Here is a 15,748-nt window from a genome sequence, read left to right as displayed (position 1 = left end):
AAATGCTTATTTAGGTTGCGCTGATTTAGGCAGATAATGCAGCACCACGCGGTTCTGTTTGGTTAAATACTGGTTGGCCACCCGCTGGATGTCTTCTTTGGTAACCTTGCGGTAGCGCTCCAGTTCGGTGTTGATCAGGTTGGCATCGCCGAAGTACACGTGGTAATTGGCCAGTTGCTCGGCTCTGCCTGCCACCGTAGTGCTTTGCTGCACAAACTGGCTTTCCATCTGGTTGTGCAGCTTCTGGAACTCCCTGTCCTCGAGCGGCTCCGTTTTTACGCGCTCTATCTCTGCGTCCATGGCTGCTTCCAAATCTGCTACGTCTACACCCATGTTTGCAATGGCGTAGGTCAGGAACAGGCCCGGGTCTTCGGTAGGGAAGGGTACGGAGGCAGCCGCTACGGCTTTCTGCTGCTTGTCTACCAGCGCCTTGGGCAGGCGGGCACTCTCACCGCCGGAGAGCAGCATGGTCAGCATGGAGAGCGCATAAAAATCGTCGGTACCCTGCGCCGGAATATGGTAGCCTTGTATAACGGCAGGCAGCTGTATGTTGTCATACACTGTTTTGCGGCGCTCCTCTGTCTGCTTCGGCTCCTGCACGTTAGGCCTCGGAATTTCTTTCGTTCCTTTCGGGATGCCGGCAAAGTATTGGTCTACCCATTTGCGTGTCTGGGTTATGTCGATGTCGCCTGCTATGGACAAAGTGGCGTTGTTAGGCACGTAAAAGGTTTTGTAGAAATCGCGGAACTCCTCAATAGAGGCGCTGTTCAGATCTTCAAAAGAGCCGATGGGCATCCATTTGTAAGGGTGCACCTGAAAGGCCGTGCCAAACATGTTCTCGCCCATGGAGCCGTAAGGCTGGTTGTCTATCCGCTCCCGCTTCTCTTCCTGCACCACCTTGCGTTGCGTTTCCACGCCCACCTCGTCTATTTTAGCGGCACGCATACGCTCGGCTTCCATCCAGAGGCCCAGCTCCAGCTGGTTAGAGGGCAGCAGTTCGTAGTAAAAGGTGCGGTCGAAGGAGGTGTTGGCGTTGAGTGTGCCGCCTGCTTTTGTCACCATGCCCATGTACTCGCCACGGCCAATGTTTTCGGTGCCTTCAAACATCAGGTGCTCAAAAAAGTGCGCAAAGCCGCTGCGGCCCTCCACCTCGTTCTTGGAGCCGACGTGGTACAGCACCGTCACGGCCACGTTGGGCGTGGAGTTGTCCTGGTGCAGGATCACGTGCAGCCCGTTGTCGAGGGTGTATTCGGTAAATTCGATCTTGTTGCTTTTGCTTTGCGCCAAAGCCCCGATACTGGCAGCGCACCACAAAAGGCAGCTGAATACAATGCGTTTCATGCTAAGGTTGCTATAGGTTTGTGAGGCAGCAGGAGATAAACCTGGCTGCTTTAATGCTTAAAATTAACAGAATCTGTGCAAAAGGGTTACGTAATCTGGAATAGTTGCTTATGGTTTCTACGAAGGCAGCTATCAGCCATACCAACAAGGTGTTTCTATCGATGGGCAGTTGGCGTGGCAGGAGGCTTTTCGGCAGGCTCACTCAAATTATTCTAATGAAAATGGCCTTCCGGAGGAGAATCAGGCTGTTGGGGGATTGGGGCAAAGTATATAGAATAGCAGGACTGGGTAAGCTGTCACAACTCAGGCAATATTTTATTAGGAGAAATAGCCTGTAAGTTTATTAAGTATGTATTGCTTAGGAAGATTGACAAATAGTGAAAGCAGAAAGAAAGCAAAACACAGTAATTTTACGGTTCTTATTTTCCCTTTATCAGGCATTTTTACCAAAGCATATAACAAACTCACGAATATTAGCGTGCTAAAAGGTGAGAGAAATCGATAGTCTAAGTCATCGAAGCGCGAGATTAAGCGCAACGCAATAATAGCTGCCAGATAAAGCGATCCTATGGCAATACAACTAATAGAGAAACTGTTCTGCACATGCTTCTTTATGTCCTGCTTGTCATCAATCTTGATCAGGAAATAAATTATGGCAGCGGCCTGGAAGAGTGTTGTTAACATAAAAAGTGTGTCGCCAGGTGCACGATACTTCCGGATTATCAGTATCTCGTTAAGAAGCGCCTCGCCCAGCATAAGCAAAAACTCTCCCGCCGATTCATGCTCTGCTGCAAGTCTGTTGAACCCGGTATAGTGGCCGCTCAAATAATTATTCATGCTCAAGTAGGCTAGCATTAGTACACAGAGCACAAAAAAAACTATCGTTAATTTAAAGGCCGTAGCTGTACGGTTCTGGTAATAATTATAGACCGCCAGTAAAGCTATTGCTCCAAACGAAAAGACACCTACATAGCGGATCAGGAATAGAAAAAGGCATGTCAGGAATAATAGCAGGATTGTTTTATTCTCCTTTTCTGGCAATGGCGGTTTGCAGATCAGGTAAGTAAGAAATAATAAGCCTGTAATAAAAGGAGCCTCTGACCAAGTAGAACTATAAATCTCCAATAGTGTATAGGAGCAAAATACGGAGGCAAGCACAAAAGAGTACTTTTTGCTGATTTGGCGTAGCAAAAGAAAATTAAGCCCTAGAAATAGGAAGTTTACAAGTTTTGAAGCCCAAAATAAGCTGGCTGTACTCAGTTGAGAAAGCAGATAAATAAGTATTGGATAACCAACAGGCCAAGTTGAGAAGAAAACCTGCGAATTGGTTTTGGGATGTTTAATATAAAAGCCTTTGCCCTGCTGTAGGCTATTTGCCAACTCCAGATAAAATTGAGAGTCGGGCGTGATGTAGCCAGTAGCTTCTACATTTATTCTAAACACATGTACGCCAACTAGAGCCACAAAAAGTGTTAACAACAAAATATCAGCAGAAAGAATGGAAGCAAGCTTACGCATACTCTGGCTTTATAGATTCAGTAGCTTTGACACGATAAATGCTTTCGGCAGGTTTAAGAGTAGCGAAAAAACAAAAAGTAATAAAAGATAGTGTTTTGCTTTTCGAATATTCGGGTATAAATCAGGAAGGGCTGCAACATAATGAACAGCTCCGATAAGCACTAAAAAAGTAAAAGGCGAAAGAAGGCGGTAATTTGTTGGGTCAAACTGCGAAATACTTCTTAACACAATCAGTAAGAATAAATACAGCCCAGCCATTATCAAACTCAAATGAGAAAAATAGTTCTTTTTTATTTCAGGCCAAATTTCTTTGTGTTTTCTGAGATTGCTGTAAATGAGGTAAAGCACTAGCAAATGGACTCCTGCTGCGGTTAGAGTAAGCCAATCGGGGAGACCATTAAAATAGTATCTCCTTATCAGAAACAGTTCTCCGCCTAAGCCCTTTAATACCATCATGGCTATCTCTCCCGGTCCTTCCATCTCCTTTGTCAGGCGTGGTATACCTGTAGGATGACCTATCAAAAGATAATTTCGAAATAGATATATTCCGATTAGCAGGCATGCTACCAATAATACATAAAGTAAGCGCAGGCTGGTTTTATATTCTTTGCTACGCCAGAAGAACAAAACAGCTAATCCAATGGCTCCTACAGCTACTATGCCAATATACCGTATTAGGAACATGAAAAGCGTAGCACAAAGCAAGAGTAAAAAGTTTTTCAGTTTATTCGGAGCGCTATAAATGTTTTCTGCTGCATAGATAAAACAGAGCAACCCAAACATAAATATGCTTTCGGACCAGGTGTAAGAAGAAACTTCTAAAATAGTGAAGGCTCCATATATGGAAGCAATTATATAGCTGGATTGTCTGTTAATTTGTCTTAACAGCAGAAAGGACAATCCGATAAAGAGTAGATTGACAGCTTTGCCTGCCCAGAAAACATCCAAGTGAATAGCTTTCGACATTAAATAAATCAATACCGGATACCCTATTGGCCAAGCCGTAAAAGGGATGCGAACAGATGGAGTATTAGTTGCATGTAAGTTATAAAGGTCGTTAATATAGAGTCCATTCCCGTTTTTTAAACTTGTAGCCGCCTCCATATAATACTCTGAATCCGGAGAAATATACCCTGTTGCTTCTACACTTACCCTTAATAGAATAACTGCGCAAATAGTTAGGTATAGCAGCAACAAAAAGAGGTCAGACCGATGCTGTAAGGTAATGGAATTCACTCCTTAAAAGATATAAAGATGGGTAATAGAATAGCTTATTTAATAGAATCAAGGCTAATCGCTTTTCTAGCCAAGAATATATTCTTGAATCCAAAAATCTAAAATATTTGGGAAATTAGAGAAAAGGTTCTAAATCACAATAGAATGATAAAGCTCTTTTGTGATAGAATCATTAGCGTATGTTGCCTCACTACAAATACAACTTCAGATCTTTGTCTTTATTCCTGATTTTCTAATTTTTCTAATGAAAATGGCCTTTCAGAGAAATAATCAGGCAGTTGGGGCCATGGCTGCATGAAGTACGAAATTGCTATCAAAGACCATTTTCATTAGAAAAATAATGAAGTTGTCAGTTTGATCCTGAAATTATCCGAAGCTTTATCCAAAGCATAAGGACCGTAGCGGTAGAAGAAGCCAATGCCTACACCAGAGAAGGGAGAGGAAATAATGTCGTTGAGCAGCAGGCCGGATTCGTAGAAGCCGCGTGTCATGGTCTTGAAGTAGGGCTCCTGCTCCGCAAACTGCCGCTCCTGCAGGTCACCGAAGCCGATGTTGGTGAGCAGCACGAGGTTGGGCTGAAAGAACCTGGTGCGCAGCAGGCGCTTGCCGATGTCCTGTTGCAGGAAGAGGGCGGTGTAGCGGTCGGAGAAGAATTCATAAGGCGCCATGGTTTCGAAGCCCTCGCCGGCATACACCTTATAGGAGGAGTTGTAGCTGCCATAGCCGTTGTACATCGCCAGCAGCGGCACGTCGCCCTTAATCAGACCGCCCATCAGCGTAAAGCTGGTTTCGCCGGTGGTGCGGTGCCGGAACGAAGCCGACAGCCTTGCATCTACTTTATGGTAATCATAATCTCCCTCCAGGAAGCCTTTTAAGCCGCGCGTGTACTGCGCCCGTAGCACCGGAAAGGAGTTGGGCACAGGCCTGGTCTGGTTAAACAGCTGCACCAACTGCTCCCCATAGGCATACCGCAGCCCCAGCACCGCCTCTGCCACCTGGTGACGCGCCGGGCTTTCCGGAATCTCAACAGCCAACGTTGGTCGCCTTTCCTCCTGCCTGAGCGTAGCCTGCACCTGCAGGTAGCGCAGCAGCCGGCTCGAAAGGGTGGCGCTGCGGTGAGTGGTGTAGTCGAGGTGGGTAAGCAGGGCTGGTCGCAGACTGTTGAAAGTGCTGCGCGGCATGAAAGGAAGCCGCCTGCCACCTGGCTCGAGCACATCCTCAAAAAACGCTGCCGCCAGTTTCAACTCCAATGGCTTGTGCAGCAGCAGGGTTGCATCAGCACCGTATTTGTGCTGCTCATCTCCAAGGCCGTAGCCCCAGTAGCCACCAACTGTCAGGCGCTCCGAGAAACGGTTATTGGTGTGTGCCCCCACCCCCAATCGTAACCCTTCAAAATCACTTGCGCGCAGGAAACGGTTCAGGTCCAGGCTTATTTTTCCGACCGGGATCTGCCGGGCTGTCAGGTATTCGATTACTCGTATCTTTTGCTCCAGGTTATCTGCTTTGCCTGTGCTGTCGAGTTGCTGGTAGGTGCGCTGTTCCAGTCGGTTCAGCGAATCGGTGCGGTGCTGCTCCCAGAAACTTAGCGGCTGCCGGTGTGCCTCCGGTGCCTGCGAGAGCGCGATCAGGCCGAAGTCGCGGCGGCGGAGTGGTGGGTTCAGCTGTACGTTGGTAATGTAGGTTCTGAGGTGGCCGAAGGGCTGGTGCCCCTTAAGCTGTACCTGCGGAATGGTAATCTCCACATCCAGCTCCTTCGGAAACCAGTGCCCGTTAACCTGCTCAAACTGCTGCTGCAGTTTCATGCCCCGTTTATCATCATCGGCAGCCGATTCGGCGATCACGTTCTGTACCGCCCAGCCCTTGCTGTTGATGTACAGGATGCCGGAGAGTCCGTCAAAGTTTTTCCCTTTTTCAGGTTTATAGGAAATGATATAGATGGTGTCGGAGCCGACAATGGAAGTCTCTTCGAGCAGGAAATTGTATTTGCGGGTGCTGCCCGTGCTGAGGGGGCTGAGGTAACGTTTCCCGAAAAACACCGGCATATCGTCGTACACCGAAAATTCACGCGCCTCGGCGGCCACTATGCCAAAGCTCGGCTGCTCCAAGCCCGACACCCGCGTGGCCAGAATGGTTTCTTTGTGCTGGTTAGGCTTTAGGAAAGCGTAGTCGGTAATGCTCTCCGAAAGGAACAGGTGTTGCTCCCCCAGCAGTTTTCCCATTTTCAGGTAAGCAGAGTCCTGGCGGGAAAGTGAAGGTTTGGAGCGTATTTCGGCACCGTCGGCAGTGCCCACCGCCGTGAGTATAAATTTGTTGTAGGTGCGGTAGGAGTAGGCGTCGAGGTTCTCTGGCTTGTGCCGCTCCCGGTGCTGGCTGGCCAGCCGGATAATGCGGTGCGCCGGATTCGCGCCGGAGCGCACGATCACTTCTGCCAGTCGTGCTGCGGCAGGTTGCAGGTAAATATTAAGCGTGCCAGTAGAATCGGGGGTAATAAAATGGGTGCTGTAGCCCACATAGCTGAAACGCACCGTCTGGATCGGCCGGCTGTGGCGGAGTTGGAACTGACCATCGAGGTTGGTGGTGGTGCCTGCTTCCCCGTCGTTTACCACAATGTTTACAAACGCCAGTTTCTCGTGTGTGCGGGCATCCTGCACCGTGCCTTCTATTTGCGTGGTTTGCGCAATAGTAACGGTAGTTAGGATAAGGCTGAAAAAGAACAGGAGGCAACTGCGGAGTTGAGGCATTTTCAGGATGTAGAGGCTTGAAATCACTTTTAAAGGTAGGAAATTCAATAAACATATTTTTGATAATGCCCCACCCGCCTGTAGCCCTACTCCTAAAACGCAACCGTAACGGCCATGCCTCTGGCCCCGCCAGGAAACACGGCTGGCACAAACGAGGTCCGCTTTAGGCCACCACCGTGCGTTAGCTTAGCATGCACCCAGTATACCGTGTTCACCGAGATAATGCCCACCCCGGCGCCGGCCAGCACATCGGCCATCCAATGGGCGTTGTTCAGCACGCGCAGCACGCCGGTTGCTCCAGCAATGCCATAGCTGGCCACACTCACCCAGGGGCTCTTGTGCCGGAATTCCTTATCCATAAACGTGGCGATGGTAAAGGCATAGGCCGTATGGCCAGACGGAAACGCATGCGGCTCCCCATTTGGGCGCTCTATGTCGGTAATTCCTTTCACGGGCCAGATGATGGCGGAGGCAAGTGCCCCGGACAGGCCCAGTAGCAGGGTCTGCCGTCCCATCTCGTGCCGGTTCTGCGAGGAGATGATGTTAAAGCCGTATAAGCCGACCAGCGGCGCAATCATAATAAAGTCGTCGGCCTCGGTGCTGAAGTTGGGGAAGTGCCTGTTACGGGCATTGCGGGTATCGAAGCTGCTGATAAAGCCTCTCTCCTGTATGGTGAGGATGCCGGCCCCGACCAAAGCAGCAGAAGGTATTACGGCCCGCATCAGGAAACGCTTGTTATCGCCCTCCAGCCGCTGGGCATCTGTAAAAGGCTTTTTCTGTCCGGGCAAAACGGTGTCTGCCGGCAGCACGAAGGCAGTATCCTGATCGACTTTCTCTTTTTGAGCCTGGGCCTGAACAGGAGCAAACAGCACCATCAGCCACAGCAGGTGAACCGAAAGAAACTTATTCATAGGAAATTGCATCACGGGTTTACATTTATCATCCTCACAGAATTATAAAAAACGATGATAGCAACCTGATGTTTTGCACTTTACAAACAATTTGGTAACAGGCATCTCTGCTACTGCTAAACTGGCTGTTGATGTAGTGCTCATCCAATTTAACTATTAGAAACTTCCTGGCGTTTAGCGTCAGGGAAATTGCTCTTATTTGTCATTCCTGTCCTTGAATTTTTAATTTGGCGCAGCAGTAGCTACCGGTCCAGCTCGCCCAGCACAATATCTACGGAGCCGACAATGGCAATCAGGTCGGCCACCATGCAGCCTTTGGATATTTCGTGCAGCACCGATAGGTTGGAGAAGCAGGGAGAGCGGCCCTTGCAGCGGAAAGGAACATCGCTGCGGTCGGTAGAGCGGAAGAAGTAGCCCAGCTCGCCGCGCGGCGTTTCGCCCCGGAAGTAGAGTTCCTTGCTGCCGGTGGTGCGCAGCTTTTTGGGGCAGGCAGCCTGCGGGTCGAAGTCGGGGGTGCGCTTGTAGTCGCCCAGCAGCCGGTCTAGGCACTGCTGTATAATCTTCGCCGACTCCCGGCACTCCTGCATGCGCACATAGTTACGGTCCCAGCAGTCGCCGGTGGTGCCTACCGTGCCTTTGCCGATTGGCACCTCAAACTCCAGTTCCGGGTACACGGAGTAGCCATCTACGCGGCGCAGGTCGTACTTGAGGCCGGAACCGCGCAGCATGGGGCCGGAGCAGCCGTAGTTAATAGCCACATCGAGCGGCAGAATGCCCACATTGGCCGTGCGGTTTATAAAAATGGAATTGTCGAACAGGATAGTTTCCAGCTCGTCGAGCTTCGGCATGAGGTAATTAATAAACTCACGGCAGCGCTCCTCAAAACCGATGGGCAGGTCGTAGTACAAGCCTCCTACCCAGATGTAGTTATAGAGCATGCGCGCCCCCGATGCCCACTCCAGCAGCCGCTGAATATGCTCCCGGTCGCGGAGCAACCACAGAAAGGGCGTAAAGGCCCCGATGTCGATACCATACGTGCCGATGGCCACAAAGTGCGACGCCAGCCGGTTAAGCTCGGTCACCAGCACCCGGATGTACTCTACCCGTTTCGGAATCTGGTCAGTAATGCCCAGCAGCTTCTCCACGCCCATACACCACACATGCTCCGAGTTCATGGCGGCCAGGTAATCCATGCGGTCTACGTAGGGGATGGTCTGGTTGTAGGCCATGCTCTCGGCGTGCTTCTCGAAACAGCGGTGCAGGTAGCCGATGTGCGGCACCACGTCCGTGATCAGCTCCCCGTCTGTTACCACCTCCAGGCGCAGCACGCCGTGGGTGGAAGGGTGCTGCGGCCCCATGTTAATGATCATCTCGCCTGCCTTCAGGCTGGCCACGTCGAACTTGTTAGGCTCCGACTGCAGCAGGTAGTTCTGGTAGATGGTTGAAGTGCTCACGTATATATCAGAATCAAGAAATCTAAAAGGATATACAAAGTACGCAAAAAGCAGGAACTTCTGTACGTGTTAATTATTGGCTGCAGCAAAGGCTTCTTGGATTTGGGGTAGAACACCAGCCTTTTGATAACAGTGATACACTGCAGGTGGCACTAGTAATTTATGATACTCGTTAGATTCTTTTAGGGAAAAAACTATATTTAGAGCAGGTATCACTTTCAGGTTGCTACCGGGTTCTAAAAAATGAATGAAACACCTGCCATTATGCCTATCTCTAAACACTGTGTTCTGCTTCTTAGCCTTCTCCTGCTGACGCTCCTTCCTGCACTCGGGCAGAAAAAAGCGAAGAAGGTAAGTGCTGCTGAAATTAAGCTGGAGCAGGCCAACACGCATTTCAACCGGGGTGAGTACAGCCAATCCCTAAAATACACCGACGAACTGCTACGGACGCATCCCGACAACCATGCCCTCTTGAGCCTGAAAGGCAGGATACTGTTTAACATGGGGCAGGAGGAGGATGGCATTGCGGCGCTCAGCAAAGCCATTCTTAAAAATCCGAAAATAGACGCCTACTACGGCTACCGGGGCGTTATGTACAAGCTGACCGGCGACTGCAGAAAAGCCATCAGAGACATTAACACAGCACTTATTAGCGAGCCTGAGAACATTGTTTACCTGTCGGCCAGGGCAGATTGCCGCCAGCAACTGGGCGATATAGACAAGGCAATTCAAGAGTTTAAGGACCTGCTCCGCCTCAAACCACAGGAATACCAGCTTTGGGTGGCTAATGGTGCCATTAACCGCAAGGCTGGCAACTATACGTTGGCGCTCAATTACCTGAACCATGCCATGGATCTGGAGCCTGAGAACGCTTTTGCTTATGAGGAGCGGGCGCAGCTTTATGTAGCCCAACAGCAGTATGAGCAGGCAATCAGGGATTTTGGCAAAGCAATAGAGCTGGCACCGGATACAGAGGAAGCCAAACAATTGAAAGCCTTTGCCTATAACAACAGGGGCTTTTCCAGGTTTCAGGCCGGCCAGCCGCAGGAGGCGATAGAGGACATTAACCAATCGCTGCAACTGTTTCCGGGGAATGCTTACGCTTATAGAAACAGGGCCCTGGTTTATCTGTTTCTGGATAGAAAAGGGTTGGCTTGCAGTGATTTAGGAAAAGTAAAGGAACTTGGCTACCACAAGCAGTATGGCAATGAGGTGGAAGAGCTGCTGAAGCAGAACTGCCGGTAGTAAACAGTTGAATCAGAAATTAGAAGTGTTGCTTTGCGTCTTATAGATCATTGATCAGCGGACTCCTATATTATAATCAGACTGGCTCCTCGCTGAATTATTCGAATCAAAATGCCCCTCCAGAAGCTTTGACACTCCAAATGCTGTTGCTCCTGCTGTGCTGCTAAGCCGGTTTCTCGCGCTTATCGGGGAAGGGATTTGATGTGCCGGTGAGCCACTGCGGCTCACTTTTGAAGCCGTTGTTCTCGTTGTGGTCGTCGTAGGGGACTTTAATGCCGTGGTAGTAATCCTGCAGCTTGTAGTCTTTGCGGAGGGGGTGACCTTCCCAGTCAGCGGCGCAGAGGATGCGGCGCATGTCGGGGTGGCCGGTAAAGCTGATGCCTACCAGATCGAACACTTCCCGCTCGTGCCAGTCGGCGGTGCGCCAGATGTGGCTGACAGTGGGCACCTGCGGCAGCGGTTGCTCCTCCTGGTTGCGCGGCACGATTACCTTCAGCATCAGGTGGTGGTCGTAGGGGATAGAATACAGGTTATAGATCACTTCCATGGTGCCTGCTTCAGGGCCATTGTCGAGGCCGGTGAGGCAGGAAAGGAAATCGAAGTAGGTTTGCTCGTGGTCGTGCAGCGTCAGGCAAACATCGGCCAGGCGCTCCGGCTGAAGCACGAGGTAAGGCTGCAGGCCCTCGGTCTTTTCAGCCACAATCACCTCCTGCCCAAACAGCTCTACAAGCAAATTTCTGATTTCTTCGAACAACATGTTAGATAGTAGATGCTAGATATTAGATACTAGATTCTTCAGGTTATTAGAAGTCCTGTTCTATCCGGAAACTAATTTCTAATTTTGAATTTCTAATTTTAATCAAACCCCCAGCGTCTGTTGCTCTTTGTTGAGCTGACGTTTGGCCATGAGTGCCTGCACGGCGCGAGGTGCACGAATGGTTTCTTTCCGGATGATTTCCTGCAGTTTCAGGAAGCCGCCGATCAGTGCTTCGGGTCGGGGCGGGCAGCCTGGCACGTATACATCAACAGGAATTATGCGGTCTACCCCTTTCACCACGTGGTAGCCGTGCTCCCAGTACGGGCCGCCACAGTTGGAGCAGGAGCCCATCGAGATCACGTAGCGTGGTTCCGGCATCTGCTCATACAGCCGCCGCACGCGGTCAGCCATTTTAAAGGTAACGGTTCCGGCCACAATCATCACATCCGACTGCCGGGGCGAGGCCCTCGGAATCACCCCAAAACGGTCTATGTCGTAACCTGAACTGTAGGCTCCCATCATTTCGATAGCGCAGCAAGCCAGGCCAAAGCCCATAGGCCAGAGCGCCGTTAAGCGAGCCCAGTTGAGCAGGTCGTCTAACTTCGTAATCACAAGTCCGCCTTCTCCGGTCTTCTCTTCCATAATTTATTAGCGCTGCGCTAAATTAAAAATTAGAAATTCAAAATTAGAAATGCTCCGGTGGTTATGCTTTACAATTGGTGATGGAATCAGTTGGTTCTGAGTATCGGATTGGAGGGGCACTCATAGTAGTAATTGCTGGTTGCTAATTGTTACATAAGTTTACTCACCCAATTTCCATATCAACCATTTAATCAATTTAACTATTAAGCCATTTAACAATCAGCTAACAACCAAATTATTCTAATGAAATGCCCCTTCCAGAGGCTCATGCCCCAACAATCAACAACAAGCAATTAACAATCAACTCCGCTGCCTGTCGTTGAACCGTTGGTACATTTCCATCGGTATCTTGGAGCGGCTTTTCGGGATCACCGGGTTTGGCTTGATCCAGTCGAGGTGGCCTTTGGCCCACACATAGGCCAGCCCAAGCACCAGCACTCCAATAAAGATGAACATCTCCACCAGCGAGAACCAGCCCCAGAGCCCGTCGGTTGCTGCAATCAGGTCGCGACGGCCAAACACCACTGCCCACGGAAACAGGAAGGCCAGTTCCACATCAAAAATAATGAAGATCAGCGCCACCACATAAAAGCGCGGGTTAAACTGAATCCAGGAGTTGCCCACAGGTTCCTCGCCCGACTCGTAGGTAGCCAGTTTTTCGGGGTTCGGGTTGTGCGGGCGCAGCAGTTTGGCCGTAAACAAACCGATCACCACAAAAATGGCGCCGCCGATCAGGTACAGCAGGATGGTCCCGAAATCAGAAAAATAAGTCTCTGCCATAGCGTTTGCAGCTGTTTGTACAAAGTTACAAGGAATTTCCGGTTTGATCCGCACTTCTGCCTTCGGACTTCTATTTAGCCTGTGCCACACCAGCAATGGAACCAGACTTGTTGCCAGACCTGTTCTTTTAAAACTCTGTTTTGTTTCTGAAAAGAAGCTCCTGGCTTTGTAAATTGCCAGGTCGGCAGCAGCTGCGAAAAGCAAAGCGGGCTGTATTAAACAGCTTTTTGGCAGAAATACAGCCGCGAACGTCCAGAAAATAAGATTTTTTTCAATCAAAAGCAGAAAACCACGTTTTAACCAGACCCAACATCCGTAAACAGCCACATGCAATTATCCGGAGATAGTATAAAAGCAAAAGTAGTGATCGGTTTTGGCCTGGCCATTTCGGTGGTGGCGGTGGCCGTTTACCTCTTCTACGCCAGCTTTACACAGCTGCTCGGTTCCGTAGACGACCTGGCCGAACCAAACCATAAGCTGGCCAAGCTGCAGCACATTCTGGCCGACATCGCCACGGCCGAAAGTTCGATCAGGGCCTTTACCCTTACCACCGACGAAAAATATTTTAAAAACTATATTTCTGAGCTGGAAGGCATAGACAAGCAGGTGGACTCGCTGCGGCTGCTCATGAACCAGAACCCGGCCGAGCTGGCGCAGCTGGATACTATAGCAACGCTTTTAGATGAAAAGGAGAAGAGCATGGAGCGCTATGTGGCCCTGCGCAAGCAGGAGCAAAAGGCGAGCTATTCGGACCAGGTGCTGCGTAAGATCAATTCATCGGCTACAAAACAGCCCTCCACCACCATCATAAAACGACATACCACTACCACCATATCTGATAAAACACCTGCTCCTGAGGTTCCGGAAACCAAATCAGCCAGCAGCGGCAGTAGCGGCAGGCGTGGTTTGTTCAGCAAGATTTTCTCTAAAAAGAACGACGATAAGGAAGCCACTGTAGAAGAGGAAACTCCCCTTGCCCCCATCTCCACGCCGCAGCTGCAGGTAAAAATGGATGTTTCTGTGGATACGAGTTCGGCATCGGCTCCGCAGCAGGTAGCTCAGGTCACCGAAATTAAAAGTATTCTGCAGCACCTGAACCAGCAGGTAAGTAAGCAGGAAGCCATGCTCACGGCGAGAGAACTGGCGTTGCTGCAGCAGGACAAGGATATCATGGACCGGATCCGGACAATGCTCTACAACCTGGAGAAGAGCGAGACGCAGCAGGCAAGCCTGAACGCCGAGAGCGCCAAGGCAGTGGTGCACCAAAACTCCATGGTGCTGTTGCTGGTAGGCATTTTCGGACTGATCAGCAGCATTTCGTTTATTCTGATTATCCTCCGCGACATTACCCGCAGCAATGCCTACAAGGCGCAGCTGATCCGGGCGCAGAAAGAGGCCATACAGCTGGCCCGTGCCAAAGAGGCTTTTGTGGCCAACATGAGCCACGAAATACGCACGCCGCTCAACGTGGTGCTGGGCTTCTCGGAGCAGCTCCGCCACACGCCCCTGCAAATTTCGCAGCAGGAGCACCTGCAGGCCATCAGCAGTGCCGGTGAGCATCTGCTTCACATTGTAAACGATGTGCTGGACCTCTCGAAACTGGAGGCTGGCAAGCTGCAGCTGGATGTGGTGCCGTTTTGTCTGCCGCAGGTGCTGCAGGAGCTGGAGCAGGTCTTTAAGCTAAAGGCCGAGACAAAAGGCATACGGTTTTATTGCGAGGCAGATGAAAAGCTGCCCCGCCAGCTGCTCGGCGATCCGCTCCGCCTGAAGCAGGTGCTCTTTAACCTGGTAGACAACGCCATTAAGTTTACCCACGAGGGGCAGGTGCGCGTGCAGTGCAGGCTTAAGTCGCACCGCCGGAACCGGGTAGCCGTACTGCTGGAAGTCTCTGACACAGGCATTGGCATTCCGATGGACCAGGCCGAGCACGTGTTTGGCGAGTTTAACCAAGCGGATGGCTCTATAATCCGGAAGTACGGCGGTACGGGACTAGGGCTTTCTATCAGCAAGCAACTGGTGGAGGCGCAAAATGGTGTGCTTTCGCTGCGGAGTGAGGTAGGGCAGGGAACGACTTTTACGGTGGTTCTGCCCTTCAGGGAAGTGAAATCGGCAGAAGAAGCCACTGTCGCCCCGGCAGCTCCAGAAGAAGCCGAGGCACCGAAGCCAACCCTGAAGGGCCGGCAGGTGCTCGTGGTGGACGACGACCCTTACAGCCGCACCCTCTGCGAGCTTATGCTGAAGCGCTGGGGGATGCAGGCGCACCTCGCTAACGATGCCAAACAGGCCATGCAGCTGTTGCAGCAGCATACCTTCGATGTGGTGTTAACCGATATCCAGCTCCCCGGCACAAGCGGCAAGGCACTGGCACGCCTAATCCGCAAGAAGAACCCGGTCATTCCTATTCTGGCGCTTACAGCCAATATCATGAGCCGCAACAAGGAGTTCTTTGCCAAAACCGGCATTTCCGATTACCTGCTGAAGCCATACTCAGACCGGGAGCTGCACCAAAAGCTGAGCAAAGCACTCCTCCCGCTGCCCGACCTGGCCGCTGCACCGGCGCCTGCAGCGGTAGCGGCGCCAGTTCTTGCCGTGCCCGCCCCGCAGCAGCCCCTTTTCGACCTGACAGAGATCAGACATTTTACCGGCGAGGACAGTGCGGCGCTGGCGGCCATTCTGGAGGTGCTGGTGGCCGATAACCGGCAGAACCTGCAGCTGTTGCTAAATGAGGCCGGCGCAGGCAACTGGCAACAAGTAGGCACTGTGGCGCATAAAATGCAGACCGCCTTTAAGCATCTGAGAACTCATACCATTACCGGTGCCCTAACTGAGTTGGAGCAGGTGCTGCATCAGCCAAAGCACAATACGGCTCAATGCCAGGAAGCTGTGGTGCTGCTGCAGGAGCAGGTGCCGCTGGTGCTGGCCGCCCTCGAAGATGCCCTTTCAGCACATCATGTTGGCCAAACCGGTTAGTGTTTCAGGAGGAGTTGAGAAAGTAATTATTCCAATAAAAACGACCCTCCGGAGGCTTTTTGGCGCATAAGACGCAGGATACAGGTATCAAGACTTTCGTAGCACGCTGATCGTATCACGTAGCACGAAATAGGACTATTAATCAGTTGTGTT

11 protein-coding genes are annotated in these 15,748 nt (G+C 50.9%); 2 read left to right on the top strand and 9 right to left on the bottom strand.

The window, feature by feature from the left end:
* Window positions 1-6: 6 nt before the first annotated feature.
* From FJM74_RS08730 to FJM74_RS08705, 6 genes are all read right to left on the bottom strand, one after another.
* Window positions 7-1,341 carry a M16 family metallopeptidase gene (locus tag FJM74_RS08730; RefSeq protein ID WP_187262215.1) on the bottom strand — a complete coding sequence of 445 codons (1,335 nt, stop codon included), beginning with the start codon at window positions 1,339-1,341 and terminating at the stop codon, window positions 7-9.
* 318 nt (window positions 1,342-1,659) lie between these two features.
* The gene (locus FJM74_RS08725; protein ID WP_187262214.1) at window positions 1,660-2,859 is read right to left on the bottom strand and encodes a hypothetical protein; all 1,200 of its coding nucleotides are present in this window, start codon (window positions 2,857-2,859) and stop codon (window positions 1,660-1,662) included.
* A gap of 9 nt (window positions 2,860-2,868) precedes the next feature.
* On the bottom strand, window positions 2,869-4,095 hold the full coding sequence (locus FJM74_RS08720) for a hypothetical protein (RefSeq protein WP_187262213.1): 1,227 nt from the start codon (window positions 4,093-4,095) through the stop codon (window positions 2,869-2,871).
* A gap of 329 nt (window positions 4,096-4,424) precedes the next feature.
* Window positions 4,425-6,863, bottom strand: coding sequence for a DUF5686 and carboxypeptidase-like regulatory domain-containing protein (locus FJM74_RS08715; protein WP_187262212.1), 2,439 nt, complete (start codon window positions 6,861-6,863; stop codon window positions 4,425-4,427).
* A gap of 65 nt (window positions 6,864-6,928) precedes the next feature.
* The gene (locus tag FJM74_RS08710) at window positions 6,929-7,747 is read right to left on the bottom strand and encodes a phosphatase PAP2 family protein (RefSeq protein ID WP_187262211.1); all 819 of its coding nucleotides are present in this window, start codon (window positions 7,745-7,747) and stop codon (window positions 6,929-6,931) included.
* Window positions 7,748-7,989: 242 nt separating this feature from the next.
* Complete coding sequence (locus tag FJM74_RS08705; RefSeq protein WP_187262210.1) at window positions 7,990-9,201, bottom strand: NADH-quinone oxidoreductase subunit D; 1,212 nt, start codon at window positions 9,199-9,201, stop codon at window positions 7,990-7,992.
* 243 nt (window positions 9,202-9,444) lie between these two features.
* Between FJM74_RS08705 and FJM74_RS08700 the strand changes: the two genes are divergently transcribed.
* Entirely contained in the window at window positions 9,445-10,446 is a 1,002-nt protein-coding gene (locus FJM74_RS08700) for a tetratricopeptide repeat protein (RefSeq protein ID WP_187262209.1), read from the top strand.
* 163 nt (window positions 10,447-10,609) lie between these two features.
* Here the strand turns inward: FJM74_RS08700 and FJM74_RS08695 are convergent, their stop codons facing one another.
* From FJM74_RS08695 to FJM74_RS08685, 3 genes are all read right to left on the bottom strand, one after another.
* The gene (locus FJM74_RS08695; RefSeq protein ID WP_187262208.1) at window positions 10,610-11,203 is read right to left on the bottom strand and encodes an NADH-quinone oxidoreductase subunit C; all 594 of its coding nucleotides are present in this window, start codon (window positions 11,201-11,203) and stop codon (window positions 10,610-10,612) included.
* Window positions 11,204-11,305: 102 nt separating this feature from the next.
* The gene (gene nuoB / locus FJM74_RS08690) at window positions 11,306-11,845 is read right to left on the bottom strand and encodes an NADH-quinone oxidoreductase subunit NuoB (RefSeq protein ID WP_187262207.1); all 540 of its coding nucleotides are present in this window, start codon (window positions 11,843-11,845) and stop codon (window positions 11,306-11,308) included.
* Between the two features lie 300 nt (window positions 11,846-12,145).
* Window positions 12,146-12,625 (bottom strand): NADH-quinone oxidoreductase subunit A, encoded by a 480-nt coding sequence (locus FJM74_RS08685; RefSeq protein WP_187262206.1) that lies wholly within the window; start codon window positions 12,623-12,625, stop codon window positions 12,146-12,148.
* Window positions 12,626-12,952: 327 nt separating this feature from the next.
* Here FJM74_RS08685 and FJM74_RS08680 point away from each other — a divergent pair, with 327 nt between their 5' ends.
* The gene (locus FJM74_RS08680; protein WP_187262205.1) at window positions 12,953-15,595 is read left to right on the top strand and encodes an ATP-binding protein; all 2,643 of its coding nucleotides are present in this window, start codon (window positions 12,953-12,955) and stop codon (window positions 15,593-15,595) included.
* The last annotated feature ends 153 nt before the right edge of the window (window positions 15,596-15,748 follow it).

It is taken from the genome of Pontibacter beigongshangensis (assembly GCF_014332515.1).
GTDB classification, from domain to species: Bacteria; Bacteroidota; Bacteroidia; order Cytophagales; family Hymenobacteraceae; genus Pontibacter; species Pontibacter beigongshangensis.
The sequence above is the reverse complement of the archived record's forward strand: the minus strand, read 5'-3'. Positions and strand labels throughout refer to the sequence as shown.

Excerpts from the sequence above, each read along its gene's own strand:
- FJM74_RS08730 (WP_187262215.1), bottom strand. The coding sequence starts at position 1,341 with ATGAAACGCATTGTATTCAGCTGCCTTTTGTGGTGCGCTGCCAGTATC.
- FJM74_RS08725 (WP_187262214.1), bottom strand. The coding sequence starts at position 2,859 with ATGCGTAAGCTTGCTTCCATTCTTTCTGCTGATATTTTGTTGTTAACA.
- FJM74_RS08710 (WP_187262211.1), bottom strand. The coding sequence starts at position 7,747 with ATGAATAAGTTTCTTTCGGTTCACCTGCTGTGGCTGATGGTGCTGTTT.
- FJM74_RS08700 (WP_187262209.1), top strand. The coding sequence starts at position 9,445 with ATGAATGAAACACCTGCCATTATGCCTATCTCTAAACACTGTGTTCTG.
- FJM74_RS08695 (WP_187262208.1), bottom strand. The coding sequence starts at position 11,203 with ATGTTGTTCGAAGAAATCAGAAATTTGCTTGTAGAGCTGTTTGGGCAG.
- nuoB (WP_187262207.1), bottom strand. The coding sequence starts at position 11,845 with ATGGAAGAGAAGACCGGAGAAGGCGGACTTGTGATTACGAAGTTAGAC.
- FJM74_RS08685 (WP_187262206.1), bottom strand. The coding sequence starts at position 12,625 with ATGGCAGAGACTTATTTTTCTGATTTCGGGACCATCCTGCTGTACCTG.
- FJM74_RS08680 (WP_187262205.1), top strand. The coding sequence starts at position 12,953 with ATGCAATTATCCGGAGATAGTATAAAAGCAAAAGTAGTGATCGGTTTT.